This window comes from Pseudomonas sp. TE6283 (assembly GCF_054060555.1).
In genome coordinates, this window is sequence record NZ_JBSSDH010000012.1 from 98,345 (window position 1) to 115,176 (window position 16,832).

18 protein-coding genes are annotated in these 16,832 nt (G+C 61.0%); 4 read left to right on the forward strand and 14 right to left on the reverse strand.

The genetic code is table 11. From position 1 onward, the window contains the following. Position 1 precedes the first annotated feature (1 nt). From ACVWZ5_RS17015 to ACVWZ5_RS17030, 4 genes are all read left to right on the forward strand, one after another. Positions 2-817 carry a M90 family metallopeptidase gene (locus ACVWZ5_RS17015; protein WP_062575317.1) on the forward strand — a complete coding sequence of 272 codons (816 nt, stop codon included), beginning with the start codon at positions 2-4 and terminating at the stop codon, positions 815-817. Between the two features lie 92 nt (positions 818-909). Beyond that, positions 910-1,437, forward strand: a complete 528-nt coding sequence (ppa, locus tag ACVWZ5_RS17020) for an inorganic diphosphatase (RefSeq protein ID WP_028690314.1) — start codon at positions 910-912, stop codon at positions 1,435-1,437. A 187-nt stretch (positions 1,438-1,624) separates the two neighbouring features. Next, on the forward strand, positions 1,625-2,323 hold the full coding sequence (locus tag ACVWZ5_RS17025; RefSeq protein WP_446846909.1) for a LexA family transcriptional regulator: 699 nt from the start codon (positions 1,625-1,627) through the stop codon (positions 2,321-2,323). Positions 2,324-2,679: 356 nt separating this feature from the next. Further along, positions 2,680-2,856 (forward strand): hypothetical protein, encoded by a 177-nt coding sequence (locus ACVWZ5_RS17030; protein WP_457340739.1) that lies wholly within the window; start codon positions 2,680-2,682, stop codon positions 2,854-2,856. 202 nt (positions 2,857-3,058) lie between these two features. On the opposite strand, the gene ACVWZ5_RS17035 is transcribed toward ACVWZ5_RS17030, so the two are convergent. The 14 genes from ACVWZ5_RS17035 to ACVWZ5_RS17100 all read right to left on the reverse strand — a co-directional run bounded on the left by ACVWZ5_RS17035 (position 3,059) and on the right by ACVWZ5_RS17100 (position 16,777). After that, on the reverse strand, positions 3,059-3,382 hold the full coding sequence (locus tag ACVWZ5_RS17035) for a phage head closure protein (protein WP_457340740.1): 324 nt from the start codon (positions 3,380-3,382) through the stop codon (positions 3,059-3,061). Next, positions 3,382-3,660, reverse strand: coding sequence for a head-tail connector protein (locus ACVWZ5_RS17040; RefSeq protein ID WP_457340741.1), 279 nt, complete (start codon positions 3,658-3,660; stop codon positions 3,382-3,384). Before ACVWZ5_RS17040 ends, ACVWZ5_RS17035 begins: the two co-directional genes overlap by 1 nt. Beyond that, complete coding sequence (locus tag ACVWZ5_RS17045) at positions 3,657-5,153, reverse strand: terminase large subunit (protein WP_457340742.1); 1,497 nt, start codon at positions 5,151-5,153, stop codon at positions 3,657-3,659. The genes ACVWZ5_RS17040 and ACVWZ5_RS17045 overlap by 4 nt, the downstream gene beginning before the upstream one ends. After that, the gene (locus ACVWZ5_RS17050; RefSeq protein WP_457340743.1) at positions 5,150-5,470 is read right to left on the reverse strand and encodes a hypothetical protein; all 321 of its coding nucleotides are present in this window, start codon (positions 5,468-5,470) and stop codon (positions 5,150-5,152) included. The genes ACVWZ5_RS17045 and ACVWZ5_RS17050 overlap by 4 nt, the downstream gene beginning before the upstream one ends. 154 nt (positions 5,471-5,624) lie before the next feature. Beyond that, the gene (locus ACVWZ5_RS17055; protein ID WP_457340744.1) at positions 5,625-6,020 is read right to left on the reverse strand and encodes an HNH endonuclease; all 396 of its coding nucleotides are present in this window, start codon (positions 6,018-6,020) and stop codon (positions 5,625-5,627) included. Beyond that, positions 6,020-7,249, reverse strand: a complete 1,230-nt coding sequence (locus ACVWZ5_RS17060; RefSeq protein ID WP_457340745.1) for a phage portal protein — start codon at positions 7,247-7,249, stop codon at positions 6,020-6,022. The genes ACVWZ5_RS17055 and ACVWZ5_RS17060 overlap by 1 nt, the downstream gene beginning before the upstream one ends. Continuing rightward, positions 7,246-7,764 carry an HK97 family phage prohead protease gene (locus ACVWZ5_RS17065; RefSeq protein ID WP_457340746.1) on the reverse strand — a complete coding sequence of 173 codons (519 nt, stop codon included), beginning with the start codon at positions 7,762-7,764 and terminating at the stop codon, positions 7,246-7,248. The genes ACVWZ5_RS17060 and ACVWZ5_RS17065 overlap by 4 nt, the downstream gene beginning before the upstream one ends. 2 nt (positions 7,765-7,766) lie before the next feature. Further along, positions 7,767-8,981, reverse strand: a complete 1,215-nt coding sequence (locus ACVWZ5_RS17070; protein WP_330508880.1) for a phage major capsid protein — start codon at positions 8,979-8,981, stop codon at positions 7,767-7,769. Positions 8,982-9,301: 320 nt separating this feature from the next. Further along, positions 9,302-11,419 carry an AAA family ATPase gene (locus ACVWZ5_RS17075; protein WP_457340747.1) on the reverse strand — a complete coding sequence of 706 codons (2,118 nt, stop codon included), beginning with the start codon at positions 11,417-11,419 and terminating at the stop codon, positions 9,302-9,304. A gap of 13 nt (positions 11,420-11,432) precedes the next feature. Next, complete coding sequence (locus ACVWZ5_RS17080) at positions 11,433-11,672, reverse strand: hypothetical protein (protein ID WP_330508878.1); 240 nt, start codon at positions 11,670-11,672, stop codon at positions 11,433-11,435. Next, positions 11,672-11,860 carry an AlpA family transcriptional regulator gene (locus tag ACVWZ5_RS17085; protein WP_330508877.1) on the reverse strand — a complete coding sequence of 63 codons (189 nt, stop codon included), beginning with the start codon at positions 11,858-11,860 and terminating at the stop codon, positions 11,672-11,674. The genes ACVWZ5_RS17080 and ACVWZ5_RS17085 overlap by 1 nt, the downstream gene beginning before the upstream one ends. Positions 11,861-11,959: 99 nt before the next feature. Beyond that, positions 11,960-12,388, reverse strand: a complete 429-nt coding sequence (locus ACVWZ5_RS17090) for a hypothetical protein (protein WP_330508876.1) — start codon at positions 12,386-12,388, stop codon at positions 11,960-11,962. Beyond that, a complete protein-coding gene (locus ACVWZ5_RS17095; protein ID WP_457340748.1) occupies positions 12,388-13,629 on the reverse strand; it encodes a tyrosine-type recombinase/integrase in 1,242 nt (413 codons plus the stop codon). The genes ACVWZ5_RS17090 and ACVWZ5_RS17095 overlap by 1 nt, the downstream gene beginning before the upstream one ends. A 217-nt stretch (positions 13,630-13,846) precedes the next feature. Continuing rightward, positions 13,847-16,777 (reverse strand): TonB-dependent receptor domain-containing protein, encoded by a 2,931-nt coding sequence (locus ACVWZ5_RS17100; RefSeq protein WP_457340749.1) that lies wholly within the window; start codon positions 16,775-16,777, stop codon positions 13,847-13,849. Positions 16,778-16,832 lie beyond the last annotated feature (55 nt).

Consider the following 16,832-nt stretch of genomic DNA (forward strand, 5'->3'; position numbering starts at 1 on the left):
CATGTGGTCGTTCAGCGCCTGGCGCCGCCGGCGCACCCTGGCCCGCTATCCAGTCGATCCGCACATGTGGCAAGTGATCCGCGATCGCCTGCCGCTGCTGGACGGCATCAGCGACGAGGAAGACCGCTGGCTGCGTGAAGCCAGCGTGCTGTTCCTGCACGACAAACACCTGACCACCCTGCCGGGCGTCGAGCTCGACGACGAGCAGCGCCTGTTCCTCGCCGCCCAGGCCCAACTGCCGTTGCTGCACCTGGGCGAGTTGAACTGGTACCAGGGCTTCCACGAGATAATCCTCTACCCCGACGATTTCAAGAGCCCCCAGCGCCACCGCGATGCCAGCGGCGTGGAGCATGTCTGGGACGCCGAGCACAGCGGCGAGGCCTGGCAGCAGGGCCCGGTGATCCTGGCCTGGCCCGGCGTGCTGGCCAGCGGCGGCTGGGAAGCCTACAACCTGGTGATCCACGAGCTGGCGCACAAGCTGGACATGCTCAACGGCGATGCCAACGGCCTTCCGCCGCTGCACCACGGCATGCGCGTGGAGGAATGGGCCCAGGCCATGCAGCAGGCCTATGACGAGATGAATCGCCAGCTCGATGCCGACCCGGACGCCGAAACGGCCATCGACCCCTACGCTGCGGAAAACCCGGCCGAATTCTTCGCCGTCACCAGCGAATACTTCTTCAGCGCCCCCGACCTGCTGCACCAGGCCTGGCCGCAGGTCTACCAGCAGCTGAAGCTGTTCTACCGCCAGGACCCGCTCGAGCGTCTGACACGCCTGCAGGCCGAACACCCGGACTACCGCGAAAGCCACGCCTGAACGCCCGCACATCAGGCCGGGCGTGGCACCCACCGTGGGAATATGCCTATAATCGCCGCCACTTTTTTGATCAAACACGGGGGCATTGCCCAATGAGCTACAGCAAGATTCCAGCCGGCAAAGACCTGCCGAACGACATCTACGTCGCCATCGAAATCCCGGCCAACCACGCGCCGATCAAGTACGAGATCGACAAGGACAGCGATGCCCTGTTCGTCGACCGTTTCATGGCCACCCCGATGTTCTACCCGGCCAACTACGGCTACATCCCCAACACCCTGGCCGACGACGGTGATCCGCTGGATGTGCTGGTCGTGACCCCGTACCCGGTCGCTCCAGGCTCGGTGATCCGCGCCCGTCCGGTCGGCGTGCTGAACATGACCGACGACGGCGGCGGCGACGCCAAGGTCATCGCCGTGCCTCATGACAAGCTGAGCCAGCTGTACGTCGACGTGAAGGAATACACCGACCTGCCAGCCCTGCTGATCCAGCAGATCGAACACTTCTTCGCGAACTACAAGGATCTCGAGAAGGGCAAGTGGGTCAAGATCGAAGGTTGGGAAGGCGCCGACGCCGCCCGCGCCGCGATCACCAAGTCGGTCGCTGCCTACAAGGGCTGAGGCTGACACAAGGAAAAGCCCTGCTTTGGCAGGGCTTTTTTATGGGCGATCGCCAAGGGAAATCACACACAGAGCGAAACTTCTTACCCGCCCCTAGGTATTGCCCTACAAGCCACCACATTTCCTACAAATCCCTTCGACATCGGGTTGATTTCCACACCCTTCCAGGGTCTATAGACTCGGCACCATGAAAACATCCGGTGACCGTCTCAAAGGCCTCCTGTTGGAGTGCAACCTGACCCCGTCCGACTTTGCCGCCCAGCGCAAGGTAACGCCGCAGCACGTCAACAACTGGTTCAAGCGCGGTGTGCCCCAGGCTCGGATCGACGAGATTGCCGACCTGTTCTGCGTGCGCAGGCGCTGGCTGCGCAGTGGCGAGGGACCAAAGCATCCGACGCCCTTGGCACCCATATCACCGGCGGTGCCAGACCTGGCCCTGCCGCCGCCGCTGCAGGCCCTGGACACCGACCTGGCCCACCTGCCCCTGCACCAGGTGCGGGATGGCAGACTGCTGGCACTGCCTGGGCACTACCAGCCGATACCCCGGCGAGCGCTGGAGTGCGTGCAGGTCAACGCAGAAAAGGCCATCTGCCTCGGCATGCCGGGTAACAACATGGCCCCCCTGCTGCCCCAGGGCACCCTGCTGGCTATCGACCGCAGCTGTACCCGGGTGGTCGAGGGCGAATGCTATGCCCTGCTGCACAATGGCCGCCTGCGGGTGCAGCACCTCACCCTTGGCCACAATGGCACGCTGTGCCTGCACAGCCATGACCGTCTCAACCACCCCAGCGAACGCTATACGGCCTATCAGCGCCGGGTGCAGAACGTGGAAATCCTCGGCTGGGTGTTCTGGTGGTCAAGCCTGCGCCCGGCACGCCCCGCCTAAAGCACCTCACTTTTTGCTGGGCATGTGTCGCACACACGGGTATGCTACGCCGCACATCACGCCCCCTGATGGTGCAAGCCGCATTCCAGAGGGCCTGGCGACGCCTCACACAGCCGTCCGCCATCTTTTTCAGGCCATGTTGCCAACCGTTTAAGGCGGTTGCGGCTTATCAAAAATGAGCCAAGACCGTCCCCGAGAAGCCGGCCACAAGCCGGCTTTTTAATGCCTATAAATCGCGTAATTACTGGTCTCTGCGCAATTTCGCCATCTCGACCCACACTTTGACCCACACTTTGGCGTCGGAATGAATCTGTTGCTAGGCTGGGGTGGCGTGCATTATTTCAACGGGGGCGACCATGAACACAGGCACTAAAGCAGAATTCTTAAAATTGCTGATCCCAGCAATGGTTGCAGCGTGCAAGGAAAAACCATCACCTGAAGCGTTGAAGAAGATTTATGACACTGCAGAGGAATGGGCAGATGCAGCCGAGGAGCTAAAACCAGATCCAGAACATAAAATGTTGGTACTTTGAACAGGCGAGAAAAAAGCCCCGCACTGAATCACTCAGACGGGGCTTCTTTTTTGCCCAAGCGCGGGCGGGTATGCTTGCCACGGCCCGACGTCAATGTCGGTAGGAGGGAGTGCCTGCAAGCTGTCGCGGTTCTTTCATGACGGGTGACTCACGACTATACCCCGTCCCGTAACCCCCGAAGGGCCGCACGGGCAGCGGTGAATTAGGTCAACAGCCCTTCTTGACACATGCACACCAGCTCGGTGCGATCGTTGTTAGGCAGAAGGGCTTTGAGGTCGTATTTCTTATCTAGGTAAACAAACCGGTGCGACGTGGTGAGGTCGTCCCGGTAAGCAATGGTCACACGGTGCGTTGCTACACTTTGCGGTGCGCCAGCAGCGTTGAACTCTCTCCCGCTGATACCGTCCAGACTGGCCCACTCAGTCCCGATAGCGGCCCATCCTTCGATTGTCCCGCCAGTATCAGGGTCTCGGGTGTAGGTGAATGCTTCCACTGCAATAGGGTGTCGTCGGCGTCCGGTATTCATCACAGCACCTCCATTGTTCGATACGGCGCCAGCAACAATGAATAGGCCGTGCCCTCATACAGAATGCGATCCCCCTGGCGCTCCCGATTAACATACAGGTCGGCCGTCAGCAGCAGCACGGCAGCTTGAATTGGCTCGGGCATAGGATCGGGCAGATCGTTCCCCAGATACTTGGCAACGTGCCCCTTGGCGGCATCCAGATAAAGCTGGATCAAGTCGTCTTCCAGCGCATGCAAGACTCTGAGGTGTTGCTTGGCTTCGGCGGTGGTCAGGCTCATACGAAAAATACCTCGGTATCAAGATCGGCGGGGGCCTCGGCTACCTGTGCGGCGCCGAACGCCATCGCCAGGGCCTGCAGGCCGTCAATTCGGCCAGTGCGACGGCTCTTGTCTAGTTTGCGGTTGCCGCTAGGGTCTTTCACTGCAACGGCGTTGGCCGCGCAAAAGGTCAGGACAGGGTGGCCACCGTGGGCGACACGGCCATTCAGCAACTCAGCCTCCAGGGCGTCGAGTGCCGGCGCCATATCTCGGAACCCTTGGCCGTGCGGCACCAATGGCAGCTCCAGCCCCAGGCGTTCCAATTCCTTCTTCAGCACGTCGATGCGCCATCGGTCATAGGCGATTGCAGCCACGTCGCAGTCACTCAAGATTTCGGCCATGTCCAGCGCCACCGCTTCCAAGTCAACCGTGGCCCCCGGCGTGGTGCGGATGAATCCTTGCCGCGCCCATACGTCATAGGGCGCACGGTCTTTTCTAGCGCGATCGAATAACCCTTGCTCAGGTGTCCAGAAGTACGAGCGAACCTGCCACACGCCCTCGGCCTTGCCGATCAGCACCAGCGCCGTTAAATCGGTTCGGGCGGACAAGTCGAGGCCGGCATATACCAGGCCCTCGAATGGCTCAGGCATGGTGTCACAGGCCATCCACACGTCTGGGCTGATGAATGGACTGTCCAGACTGACGCGCTGGTTGAGCAGCAGGTTGCGGGCGGTGTTGCTCATGCTAGGCATCCGCTCGGCCTGTTGCATCTGTTCGCGCAAGTCTGTCTCGGAGCGGAACAGACCCAATGCTGGATTGGCTGCTTTCCACGCTTCCAGGTCCATCAGGTCGCAGCCTTCAGCTCCAGCGTAGAGGCGACAAACAATGCGCGGGTCTTTGCTGATTTTGGCGTCGTCGATCCACTGGCTCAGCAGGTCAGCGTCGTTGGCTGCTTGGGTGCTGATGGCGATCAGCAGCGGTGCCGAGTGGGCTCCCTGGCTGGTGGTGATGGCGTCCACGAAGTCGGATTGCGGGCCGCGAATCTGGCCGATTTCATCGAGAATGGCGAGCACTGGGGAGAGGCCGTGAGCGGTCTTGCCATCGGCAGCAAGCGCACGAAACTCGGTATTCAGGTTCAACCCCAGCAGCCGCTTGCCGCTGGGCACGATGCGGACGATCTTCGACAGGGCGGGCGATAGCTGCACCATCTTGGCGGCCAAGTTGAACACCAGGGCGGCTTGGTCTCGGCTCATGGCTCCAGACACAAGCTGGCTGTTTTGCTTCGCCTCGGGGCCAACAAGGTGCGCCAGCAGCAGGCTAGCAATCAGGCCCGACTTACCGTTCTTTCTGGCCACGGATAAGATGGCGCGGCGGGTGCCGTGCGGGTTGTCGTACACGTCGCGGATGAACTGGCGTTGAAATTCGGCCAGGCGCAGCGGCTTGCCCACGTCCGCGCCCTCGGGCGTGACGCAATAGCGCTCGATAAAGGCGATGATCTTTTCAGCGCGGGTCATTGCAGCGTCCCCAAGGTCGGGATCAGGTCGTCATCCTCGTGCTGACGTGCGCCACGCTCCAGCGCAGCCCCTTTGTAAATGTCCTGGGCCTTGCCCACAGTGGCAATGGTGGCGACCATCAGTTGCCGGCCAGTCGCCAGGGCGCGACGGGTCATCTTGTCCAGCAGCTCACAGGCTGGGTTCACCTTCCCTTCGACCAACAAGCCGTCGCGCTCGATGCTCTCCTGCAAGGTCTCCATGTCGGCATACGCCCTAGCGAGGTTGCCGGCCAGCACCAGGTCAGCGTCAGTCCAGGTATCACGTGGGCGAGCGGTCACAATGGCGTTCCAGAAAGGGCGATCAGACTCACGCAGCCGGACGTGAGTGGGCGGCTGTAGCGGGCCAAGCGCAACGGCCTGGCTAGCGGCTACAGCGGCCTTGGCACTGTCAGATCGGGGGCGGCGAGCGGTCGTCTTCATGATTTTCAGGCAGTTAACGATTAAAAAGCAGGTCGGGCGCGATCAGCGTGCCGTCAACTGCTGGTGATTTTTTGAGGTTCCAAGGGTGCGCCGGATCGACAGGGAGGCCGGACACATCGCAGCCTAGCGTCACGCTCTTGCCCATGCTGCGGGCAGTCTTGATCGAATGACATGAGTGGCAAAGTGATTGAAGGTTAGAGCGGCTGTTGTCGTCGCTGTAGTCGGCGCGGCTGTCTTTGATGTGGTCAACATCAGTGGCGGGTACCACCAGACCACGAGCCGCGCACGTACGGCACAGCGGTTCTTCAGCTAGAACCTGAGTCCTTATCCGGCGCCACGCGGCGCTGCATAACGGAACACTTCTCGCTTTGGTGCGTGATGTCGAACTCGCCTTTTTCTTCGGGGACATCAGGCCGCTCCCCTGTGGCTTGTTTCTTCCTCCTTTCCTCGAACGGGTCGATTACTGTGATTCGGTCTGGCTGCATCTTGACGCGTGGTTTGTTGCTCATCATCGATACCTTCTACAGTGGGTAGGTTTTCCATACGGCGCACCTCTGATTTAAGCAGCCAGCCGTCCTCGATGCCTCGCTGGTAGAACTCGGCGCGAGTGGTCGAGTCGCCACGCAGCAGGCCTTCGACGTTGTGCTCACAGAAGAATGAACCGCCTAGCAGGGTGCGGTTAACGGCTTGCTCCCAGGCGACCAGGTGGCGCCGCAAGGTCAGGGTAATGAACTGGCGGGCCAGCTCCACACTGTTGGAGTAGTTCGCACTTTCCATGGATTGCACGATGACGGGCGGGCAGCGGAATAGACGGCAAACTTCGATGACCGACAGCTTACGGGCCTCGATCCACTCGGCATCCTCCAACGTCATGGAAACGGTGTTGAACTTCGCCCCTTGTGGCAACACGGCGGTCTTGCCGTGGTTGCCCACGCCCGATTGGCCGACGGCCCAGCTTTCGCGAATCTGCGCGGCTTGCTCTTTGGTGGTGCCTGGCGCGGTTTCGATAACGCCCGACAACTTGGTGCCCTGCTCGAACATCTTCGCACCGTGGGTCTGCTCAGCTAGGGCAAGGCCGATTGTGTCGCGGGCCACGTGAATGGGCGAACGGCCCAGCACGCCATCATCAGAGTGGAAGCGAAGATGCAGAACATCATCAGCGGTGAGGCGGGTCAGCCTGCCGTTGCGGTCGGTCACGTCGTATAGCAAGCGGTCGCTGCTGGCATTGGTCAGGACGGTGACGCTATCCGGATGCAGTGGCTTGAGTGCTTCGACTCGGCCCGCGCCGTTCCAGACGATGCGCGCATAACCATTGCCACGCAGCAGGACGTGACGTTGCAGCAGCTCGCGGAACTCTAGAGCGGTCTGCCAATCGTTGGGCGCATCATGCAGCAGGGGATACAACGGGTGATTGCGAGCCTTTTCGCGTCCGTCATCAGTACGGCGGTACACGTCCAGCGGCAGGCTGGCCACCGTCTCTGCAATCGCACTCACACACGCATAGACGGCGCTCACGCCTTCTGCGGTGCGGTGGTCAACGTGGACGCCAGCAGTGTCTTGCCCGAACTGGAATTGCGACCAGTACGGGTCGAAGGTGTCGGAGCGGGTTTCGTGCTTTTTGAACCAGGGAAATTTCACGCAATGGCCTCCAGGTAGCGACGAGCCAGTGCCAGACGGGTGCAGTCGCCTACACGGGAACGCAGGCTAACGCTAGTGGTCGGGTAAGCCGGGTGTGCCTGCACAATGCTGATTTCGTGCAACTCGACTTCATGCAGCGTGCGTAGGTCGCCGGTCCAAGAGTCACGCAGGACACGGAAGCCGAATGACACGCCGCCCAGGTCGCCGCGCTTGGCCAAGGTGCGCAGATCATTGCCGGTGCTGGTATCGGGGAGGGTCAGACGGTATTCCAGTCCCTCGGGCGTCTCGCGCAGCTCCAGCGTGCCGGATCGGGTACGGCCCAGCACCTTGCCGGTGTCGTGATCCACCAGGGCGAGAATGTCCGGGTTATCGCTCAAGGTGCGGGTGAAAGCTCCCGGCGCGATGACCTCGCGGAAGTCGCCTATGCTCGTCTCTGCCCCGAAGGGGGCCGCCAGCCCGACAAGCTGGCGACCTTCCACGGCAGCACCGGCAGAAAAACGGCGCTCCAGTTCCATGGTTACGCCTCGGCCAATACGAAGGCTTCGGGGTAGCGCAGGGCCACGTCACAGGTGGCCATCGCGCGCACCTGCACACCGCCTCGGCTGTAGGCTGGTTCGGCAAACGGGTTTACCAGAATGTCCAGCTCGGACCAGATGCCCAGCAGCACCTGCGAGAAGTCACCCAGCAGCACCGGGGAGTCGCCGGCGCTGTCGGCGGTAAACTGGCGCGTGACATTCAGCGGGTAGCCCCCCACTTGGCCGTTCTCCAACAGGTAACCCGGCAGACCGGCTTCCTTGAGAGTGGTGGCGAACTTGGTTTTTGCGGTGCTGGTGGTCAGCCATGCGGCGTTGGTCAGCTCGGTGTCCTCGAACTGCTGAACCATGGTCATGACGCTGGCCCAGTCCAAGGTGGCCAGGTTGCCGGTCTGAATGCCAACGGTGTTGATGATGCCTCGCGGTTCGTTGCTAGCGCCGCTGCCCGCGATGATGGCACGGTCGATTTGTTTGGCAATCAGGAATGCTAGGTCTTGACGCACCAGGGCTTCAATGTCCGGGCTGGACTGCTGGATAAGCTGGCGGGACATTTCGGTCTTGCCACCGACGTGCTTGGGCGCCAGGGTTACGTTGTCGAAGGCCATCTCGCCTTCCGGCACTGCGCCGCCTTCAGCGACCCACCCAGTTTCCAGTCCGCTGCCAAACTTCGGAATAACGACATTGCCACGCAGGCCAGACAGCACGCGCACGCCCAAGCGGCGGGCCATGAGGGCTTCACGCAGGGGGCCAATGTATTGGTCGGCGCGGTGGTCAGTCGGCACCAGCTCCGGCGCAGTGCCGGTGGTGTTGGCGCGGCGCTCCAGCAGGCCCATGGGCACGAACACACCTTCGGCTTTACGGCCAGTGCGGCGCTCAGTTTCTTGGTGATACTCGGCCTCGGCGCCCGTCAGGCTACGGCCTTCCATACCAGCGCGCAGAACAGACAGCAGCGACACACGGCCTTCCAAAGACGCGGCAGTGTCTTTGCCAACCGGTGCGGCGGTGCGTACTTCCAGGGTGGCTAAGTGTTCGTGGCGCTCGATGCTGGCGGAGAGGGCGCGTTCCTCGCCTTTCAGGGCATCGAACTGCTTGGATTCATCGGCGGTCAAGTCACGGCCAGCAGCGCCAGCGGTATCGACCAGTGATTGCATGGCGGCGACTTTTGCGGTGCGCTGCTCGCGGAGCTGATGCAGGTTCATAAGTGCTTGAGCCTCAAACGAAAATGGATTTCCGATTGAGACCCTAGCGCTGAAAATACTGCTTATCAATCCAGATTTTCGGCGCTGATGCTGCCTATTTTCCAGAGGTTTCCAGCAGCTTCCAGCCATCGAAAAATAATCGACGAACGGTCAGGAGTCATAGCTTTCCATGCTTGGGGCAGCACTAGCGTAAGCCTTCAAAGGCCCTGCGCCACTGCGTCGATCCTGCGCTGAACTAGTTCAACGCACTAGCGCAAGCCCTCCAAGGCGCTGCGCCAGTGCGCTGGGGGTATAAGGGGGTGACGCAGCGCACATTTTGGCTATGCCTGTGACGCAGGGCGCGGAACTATTTCCCATCGCTCAGCGGGGTGGCGGTTAGGTTTCCGGTACTCGATGCGCTCAATGCGACCCGATCTGGCAAGTGCCGTAATGGCGCGAGCTGCGCGGGCGGAGCCCGCCTTACCTCTGAACGTATCCATGTACTCAGGTAGTGACTCCAAGGCTTTCATAGCCGAATAAGCTCCGGGGGTTACGCTGGCTGGTACGTTGATTCCGGCTTCTACTGCAGCCTCCAGAGCGCGCATTATTTCGCACTGATCGTAATCTTCGTTAGTTAGTCCTGTGTCGCTCCAGGCAGTAGATTCCGGCATCGGAACACTGTCCCTGAAAGTGATACTCAATGGTTCGGCTTTTTTGCTCATGTTTGCTTTCTCATGGGCAAGTTGAATGCGGCCGTCTACTTCTAGCAATGATAAGCGCGACCGAGCAGAGTTGTGCCACGCTGTAGAGCCGCTGTAACTGTTACCTTGTGCGCCGTTCTTGGCCGACGCTTTGTCAATATGGGCCAGCAGGACTACGGCGGCGTCATTTGTGCGAGCCATGATGGCTAGGCTTCTGATAAATGCTCGCACGCTTCTACGGCTGTTTTCGTTAGCGTCAAAGGCGTCGGAGGCATTGTCGATGATTATCAGCCCTGCCCCCGCCGCCTGATCCTCCAGTTCCCGAAAAGCCTTGGTGAACTCAGGCTCCGCATTGAAGCCTGTCCCCTCTGTCATCAGCGCGGCGAAGCCCTGGGTGCCATCGAGTAGTCGCATGTTTGCCAGCACGCTGTCCGCTGGCAGAGTGTAGGCGTCGATGATTTTACGAAGGCGATATCGAACGATGCTTGGCTCATCTTCAAGGCTTACGAACAGCACCGAGCACTGCTGGGCCTCAAAGCCGGCGAACGGTAGACCACACGCTACGTGTGCACTGATAGCCAATGCCAAGCTCGACTTACCGATACCTCCGTGCCCGCCGAATAACGTCACATGTCTTCTTGGCATCCAGGGATTAACGGCATAGTGCACCGGATCGAGCTGGGTGCTCATAACATCTGACAGATCCACTGGAGTAAGCGAGGCCGTATCGGCAGCCACCATCCCCAGTAGTCGCCGCGCATCTTTCATTGCCGCAGCGGTGTTCCCTCCGTGCTCCAGGATTCGAAAGCAGTCAAACACATCGTGAGCGTGGCCATCGTTCAGCGGGTCGCCACCATGGCTGGAATAAACACGTTCCCCCTTGCCCCCGTCCGGCAATAGCCGCACACCCGCCGCGCCGGTCGTCGATCCTTCCCACAACCATCTCCCGCCGCGTTGTGGTGTGTACCCGTAGCGCTCCAGGATCGGCCCCACTTCATTCTGCGCATTGAATGCGTCTATCACACTTCCGTTAAGCGGCGCCCGGCGTTGCGTCTGCAACGTCTCCTGCGCCGCTTGCTCACGCCCTGCCTCCAGCAGCATGACATCAACGTTCAGCCGCTCGCCCGCTACCCGCGCATGGCAATAGTGGAGTTTACGTTCCTCGTTTGGGCATCGCGGCATGTAGAACAGACGCGAAGGGTCCAGGCAGGCCGTGTCGGCGCAGTCGGCAAGGCCAAGCAAACGGATAACATATGATCCCAGTGGCTTGAGTTCACTGGGTTTCAGTGGCCTCGATAGAAACAGAATGATGCGGTAGCGCGGATGCTCGGTGGTGTGCGAATAGGTCGTGTGCAGAATGCTGTCAAAGCCTTGCAATTGCAGCTCAGCTTGCATTTCCCCCGGCGATGGTGGCTCGGTGCCAATCACTTGCTTAATGATATCGCCGTTTTCGTCTTTTTTGCCGTTGCCGTGTTCATCCTTGACCGCCACGGCCTTGGCTTCAATGTCCAGCGCGAGTAGGGAAACAGACTGTACACGTTCCGCTTTGCGTGGGCCTTTGGGCATATTCGCGGGCACGATTGCAGGGCCATCTTTGCAACCAATAGACGGCTCCTTTAGCAACTCGTTGAGTTCGTTAACAGTGAGTTGTTTTACCTCGGATACATCCGCCCGGCAGTGGTCCAGAAATCCGACTGCTACTTTTTCATGACTTGCCGCGTCGCTGGACATGGCCAGTACGCTGGAGGCGATATTCATAGTTCGCCCCCTTTCACACGTCGACGCAAAGAACATTGCCGCCAATGTCCTCCGCCACTTTCGTTAGAAACTCATGCCGGGCAGCGAAATATTTGCCTGCTTTGATGATCCGTCGTTGGTTTCGCGGGTTTGGAGGGCGTGGAGCCCAAACCACCTCAAATTCGCCATTTCGTAGGATGAAGCGGCAAGAATAGCCGCCACCCATCCGGTACCAGTCACTCGCCGGTAGGGCGCTTTTTTGTTGGCTGGTCATTAAGCGCGACCTCCCAGCTTGGAGCGAATCCAGGCTTCAATTTCCAAGCTGTCCCAGCCGACGGCGCGCGGGCCGATGCGGTGGCACTTCGGGAACTCGCCCCGATCCATGAAGTTGTAAATGCTGGAACGCTTGTAGCCGGTCGCCGCCATAACCTCCGGCAAGCGCATGATGTAACGAACTGCCATAGCCAAACTCCCATACGCCTAGCTGGCGCGCTGTGGATGTGTGGCTACGGATTTAATGGCAGAAAAAATGGGAACGCGGACGCTGGTTTCCGAAAAAGATTACTTTCGGCTTTTCCTTGGCTTACCCACTCCGGTAACGTGATTGCCGACAGCCTCCCTAGTGACTCCAAACTCTTCGGCTACCTTAGTGCAAACGGCGGTTTTGCTCAGGTGCGGATTTCCCGCATAAATATCGTCGGCACGCTTCTGCCATAGATCCCATTCATGCTGGCGTGCCTCCCGACGTTGCTTAGCACCTTTGAATCCATTTTGGGCGTTCTGTGCTTCCTCAAACTTCCATGCCACCCACGACTCGGCAACATCCATAAGCCTTTTGCGGCAATTTTCCCGACTGATAAGGTCGCCAGTTCGGTAAAGTTGAGCCCACTGGACAATTTCTTGGAATGCCACGTTTATCGCCGGTGTTAGTGCGTCGTCATTTCCAAACTTGAATTTCCATGAAGCTGCCTGAGCCTTTTTCGTGCTCATCACTTCGCCCTCCGCATTGGGACAACGTTATTGGCTGGAGTGCTTGTGCAGTAGGTCGCCCAATCGGCCATCAGGGCGCGGCGCTTCTCCAGAAAATCGGATCGGGAATATGCGGCCTCAGTCTGGTCGCGCTCGTCATGCGCTAGCGCCAGTTCGCACACTTCACGCGGGTAGTGGGTGCATTCGTTCGCCCAATCTCGAAAGCTCGAACGGAAGCCGTGGCGGGTCACGTCGTCATGCCCAAGTCCGTGCAACAGATTTCGGACGGCGTTGGCGTGCATGGCGCCGGTCTTACCCTGGCCAGGGAATAAATACGGACTGCCCTCGATACGCGGCAGATACTTGAGCATTTCGACGACTTCGGCAGACAGAGGAACAGAGAAGGCTTTTCGCATTTTCATGCGCTCAGCAGGCAGCGACCAAACGCCTGCATCTAGGTCAAACTCGCCCCAAGCGGCAAACCGGATCATCTGCGCACGTGCGCCCGACAAAATCATCAGCCTAGCGGCGACGGCTGCGTGGCTCTCATCCTGCGCCAGCTTCTGCATCAGGGCCGGCACGTCCTGCCACCTCATCGCGGGGAAGTGCTGGCGCTGACGGGCCTTCTTCTTTTCGGCCTTGGACAGCAGGTTATCCAGGTGGCCACGCCAGCGGGCCGGGTTGTCGCCATCACGCAGTCGGCGAGCCTTGGCGGCATCTAACACCTGCTCAACCTGGCCGCGCACTTCATCGGCGGTACGGGTTTTCGTTGCCCAGATCGGCTGCAGCACCTTCAAGACATGTTCAGTCTGAATCTCTCCGGCAGGCAGCTTGCCGATGACTGGGAAGGCGTACAGCTCTAACTTGCGCAACCAGCCTTTGCGCCATTTCTCCGACCAACTCGCGCCGTGCGCTGCCTGATACTCGACCGCCAATGTCTCGAACGTAATTCGGCGAGCCTGAGCCTGACGCTCAGCCTCTCGCTTCGCTTCGCGGGCAGCATCACGAGCAGCGAGCGGGTCAGCACCAGCAGCTAAAACCTTGCGCTGGGCGGCTGCTAGTTGTCGTGCTTCGGCAAGTGTCACAGCTGGATACGGGCCTAGCCCCATCTCCCTGCCCTTCCCTTCCAGCTTGTAGCGGAAAATCCAGCTCGATGCGCCGGCTTTGCTTATCTGGAAATACAGCCCCTCACCATCATTGGTTTTACCCGGAACCCCAGCCCTTACCAAGGACTCGACGGTCTTGCCAGCCAGCTTGCCCATACAGCCTCCAAAATCCTGACCCACACCTCACGACCCACACCTTGACCCACACTTTGGAAGCGGATAAAAGCGATGACTATCGGAAGAAACTGGACGAATAATAGGCTGAAAGCCCCTTAAACACTAGGCTTCGCTGAACATTGCGGAATTTTAATGGATACTAGTTAAGCCGGCCACAAGCCGGCTTTTTAATGCCTGCCGAATAGCCGCATGCCCCTCAGAAGCGCGCCACCATCCCTACCCGCCAGGTCCGTCCCGGTGCCGGCATGAAGCTCTGCGCCAGCGGGTCCAGGTAGTAACGATCCGTCAGGTTCTGCACCGATACATTCAGCTCGGTGTGCTCCAGCAGCTTGTACTTGAGGAACAGGTCGAACAACGCCACCGAGCGGTAGTCGATCTGCGGCGTGGTCGCGCCAGTCTGCCAGGGCTTGTCCATCTGCGCGGTCGGCCCCGAGCTGTAGGTCATGCGCCCGCCCACGGTCAACGCCTCGTCGAAGAAACGCATTCCGCCGAGCAGGTTGGCCGAGAGGCGTGGCGGGTTCTGGGTGTTGGTGTACGAGCCCATGTAGCTGCCCGACGTGCAATCCGGGGTATCGTGGGTGCGCTGGTACCGATTGGCGCTGGCGCGCAGCTTGGCGGCGAAGGCCGCGTCGCAGGTTTCGGTCATCAGGTAATAGGTGGCCGAAAGGCCGGCGAACACGCGTCCGGCATCGTAGTGCGACTGCAGCTCCAGGCCACGGGTGTGGAAGCTGTCGGTATTGCTGAAGGTCATCTGCCCCCACAGGCCCGGGCTCGGGTCGTAGTAGCGGGTGATGTAGTTCTTGATGTCGTTATCGAACCAGGCCAGCTTGGCCGACGCCTCGTCGCCCGCGGTCAGCAGGTCGCTGCGCAAGGCGCTCACGCCCACTTCCCAGCTGCGCGAGCGCTCGGGCTTGAGGTGCTTGCCCGGGGTGACCTGCTGGGTACCCTGGCTGGTCTCGAACAGCGAAGGCAGGCGCAGGCCCTCGGTGTAGGAGGCATAGACGAAGGTGTCCGGCAGGAACTCGACATTGATACCGAAGGCCGGTGCGAAGCCACCGCCGCGGCTCTTGCCCTGCGGGGTGTAGTCGTAGCCGGTGACCACGTTGCTGATGCCTTCGGGGTGGACCTGAACATTGGTCGCGCCGGACTCGTTGAACGGCACGCCATTGAACGGCTCGTTGCTGTTCTCGAAGACGATGCCGTTGTTCAGGCGCGGGTCGGTGGCGTCAGTGTACTGGCCGTTCTGGTCGGGGAACCACATCATGCTGCCCCAGTGCCCCGGGCTGCTGGCGGTGATCCAGCGCATTTCCCGCTCCTCGCGGCGCGCCTCGGCCAGCACGGTGTTGTCCTTGGTCTGGTAGTGGGCATAGCGACCACCGCCCCACAGCGTCAGCGTTTCAGTGGGCTTGAATTCCAGGTTGCCGTTGAAGCTGAACTCCTGGCGCGACGCGTCACGCAGCATGCGGTTGGCGTTGATGTCGTGCTGGGTGGAGACCACGCTCTTTTGCGGCTGCAGGTCCTCGAGCTGGAAGGCGCCACCCAGGTCGAGCTTGAAATCGCCGTGGGCGGTGGTGAAATGCGAAACGTTGTTCAGGTCGCCGCCGATGCGGCGATTGTCCTGGCGGGACCAGGCGCGGTCGGTACGGTACAGCTGCGACTTGGGCGCCATCCAGGCTGCGCTCAAGGTGCTGGTCTTCGAGTCGGTCATCCACAGCCTGCTGGTGAGGTCCACCCACGGATTGCCCTCGGGCAGGTAGTGATAGCGGGCGGTGTAGGTGTCGATCCGGATTTCGCTGGTGGGGTACTGGTAGATGCCGGCGGTACCGTAGCGGAAGATGTCCGACGGCATGATCTCGCCCATGTGCCCGTCAAAGCGGCGGTAGCCCAGGTCCAGGGTATGGTCGTCGGCCAGCCGCCAGGTGGTCTTGAGCAGGTAGGAGTCGGTCTCGGACGACGAATTGAGCACCTCCTCGCCGGCGTTGTAGGTGTTGGCGACGCTCGGCTGTTCGTCACCGTCGCGGTCGTAGAGCCGGTAGCGGTCCTGGCCCTTCTTGCCGGAAAAGTAGTTGCCCTGGTTGCGGTGCGCATAGGCCGCCACCAGATCGAAGCGTTCATGGGAGTAGCCGAAGGCGGCGCTGCCGGACTCGGCCTTGGAACCGAACAGGCTGCCGCGTTGGTCGCGCGGTACCGCGCTCAGGTCCTCGTCCCTGGCGTTGCGGTTGCGGTGCTCGGGCTCCACGCCGTTGTTCCACAGGTTGCCGGTCAGGCGCACGCCGACATCCTTGCCATCGACCAGGATGTCCTCGACGCCGATGGTCTTCATCTCCACCGAGCCGCCGATCGCTCCCGAGCGGGTGCTGGGGCCCTTGTTCACGGTTACGCTGCTGATCAGGTCGGGGTCGATGTAGCTGCGCTGCTGGGTACCGCCGTAGCCCCGGTAGACATCCACCGCCTGCTCCGAGCCATCGACCCTGACCGCCACCCGGCTCTGCCCCTGGATGCCGCGGATGTTGACGTCCAGCGCGCCACCATTGCGGCTGTCGCCCACCTGCACGCCGGCCACGCCCTTGAGCATGTCACCCACCGAGACCGTGCTGAAGCGATCGAGGTCTTCGCGCGACAGGTGCACCGTAGAGCGCGGCGCGCGGTAGGTGTCGCGCTGCGGGTCAACCAGCTCGCTGGCCGCGACCATGGTCGGCGTCAACTCCGTCGCTGTCGCCGATGCCTGGGCCTGTGGGATGAGGATGTACGCGCCCCGCGCGTTCGGCAGCAGTTGCAGGCCGCTGTTGGCCAGCAGGCGCCGGGCCCCTTCCTGCACGGTATAGCGCCCCTTGAGCGCCGGCGCCGCGCGGCCGCGGGTCAGCTCGGGGTCATAGGACAACAGCAGGCCCGATTGGCTGGCGAACACGCCCAGCGCGGTGCCCAGCGGCCCCTGGGCGATGTCATAGTCGCGCGGCGTGGCATCGTCGAGCCGGGTGGACGCCACGGCCGGGGTATCGGCGGCCTGGGCCAGGGTCGAAGCCGTGCCCATCAGGCAGCCGAGCATCGCGCAACGCACGGCGAAGCTGATCGGGGACAAACGTTGCGTAGGACGCGAAACAGGGGAAAGCCGACGAATTGCGGGCATGCTTTTCTCGCTCGTAAGGTCAGTGCCCGGCACTCGATGCGGGCTTGCACCCCTT

Excerpts from the sequence above, each read along its gene's own strand:
- ACVWZ5_RS17015 (WP_062575317.1), top strand. The coding sequence starts at position 2 with ATGTGGTCGTTCAGCGCCTGGCGCCGCCGGCGCACCCTGGCCCGCTAT.
- ppa (WP_028690314.1), top strand. The coding sequence starts at position 910 with ATGAGCTACAGCAAGATTCCAGCCGGCAAAGACCTGCCGAACGACATC.
- ACVWZ5_RS17025 (WP_446846909.1), top strand. The coding sequence starts at position 1,625 with ATGAAAACATCCGGTGACCGTCTCAAAGGCCTCCTGTTGGAGTGCAAC.
- ACVWZ5_RS17030 (WP_457340739.1), top strand. The coding sequence starts at position 2,680 with ATGAACACAGGCACTAAAGCAGAATTCTTAAAATTGCTGATCCCAGCA.
- ACVWZ5_RS17035 (WP_457340740.1), bottom strand. The coding sequence starts at position 3,382 with ATGAATACCGGACGCCGACGACACCCTATTGCAGTGGAAGCATTCACC.
- ACVWZ5_RS17040 (WP_457340741.1), bottom strand. The coding sequence starts at position 3,660 with ATGAGCCTGACCACCGCCGAAGCCAAGCAACACCTCAGAGTCTTGCAT.
- ACVWZ5_RS17045 (WP_457340742.1), bottom strand. The coding sequence starts at position 5,153 with ATGACCCGCGCTGAAAAGATCATCGCCTTTATCGAGCGCTATTGCGTC.
- ACVWZ5_RS17055 (WP_457340744.1), bottom strand. The coding sequence starts at position 6,020 with ATGTCCCCGAAGAAAAAGGCGAGTTCGACATCACGCACCAAAGCGAGA.
- ACVWZ5_RS17065 (WP_457340746.1), bottom strand. The coding sequence starts at position 7,764 with ATGGAACTGGAGCGCCGTTTTTCTGCCGGTGCTGCCGTGGAAGGTCGC.
- ACVWZ5_RS17070 (WP_330508880.1), bottom strand. The coding sequence starts at position 8,981 with ATGAACCTGCATCAGCTCCGCGAGCAGCGCACCGCAAAAGTCGCCGCC.
- ACVWZ5_RS17075 (WP_457340747.1), bottom strand. The coding sequence starts at position 11,419 with ATGAATATCGCCTCCAGCGTACTGGCCATGTCCAGCGACGCGGCAAGT.
- ACVWZ5_RS17080 (WP_330508878.1), bottom strand. The coding sequence starts at position 11,672 with ATGACCAGCCAACAAAAAAGCGCCCTACCGGCGAGTGACTGGTACCGG.
- ACVWZ5_RS17085 (WP_330508877.1), bottom strand. The coding sequence starts at position 11,860 with ATGGCAGTTCGTTACATCATGCGCTTGCCGGAGGTTATGGCGGCGACC.
- ACVWZ5_RS17090 (WP_330508876.1), bottom strand. The coding sequence starts at position 12,388 with ATGAGCACGAAAAAGGCTCAGGCAGCTTCATGGAAATTCAAGTTTGGA.
- ACVWZ5_RS17095 (WP_457340748.1), bottom strand. The coding sequence starts at position 13,629 with ATGGGCAAGCTGGCTGGCAAGACCGTCGAGTCCTTGGTAAGGGCTGGG.
- ACVWZ5_RS17100 (WP_457340749.1), bottom strand. The coding sequence starts at position 16,777 with ATGCCCGCAATTCGTCGGCTTTCCCCTGTTTCGCGTCCTACGCAACGT.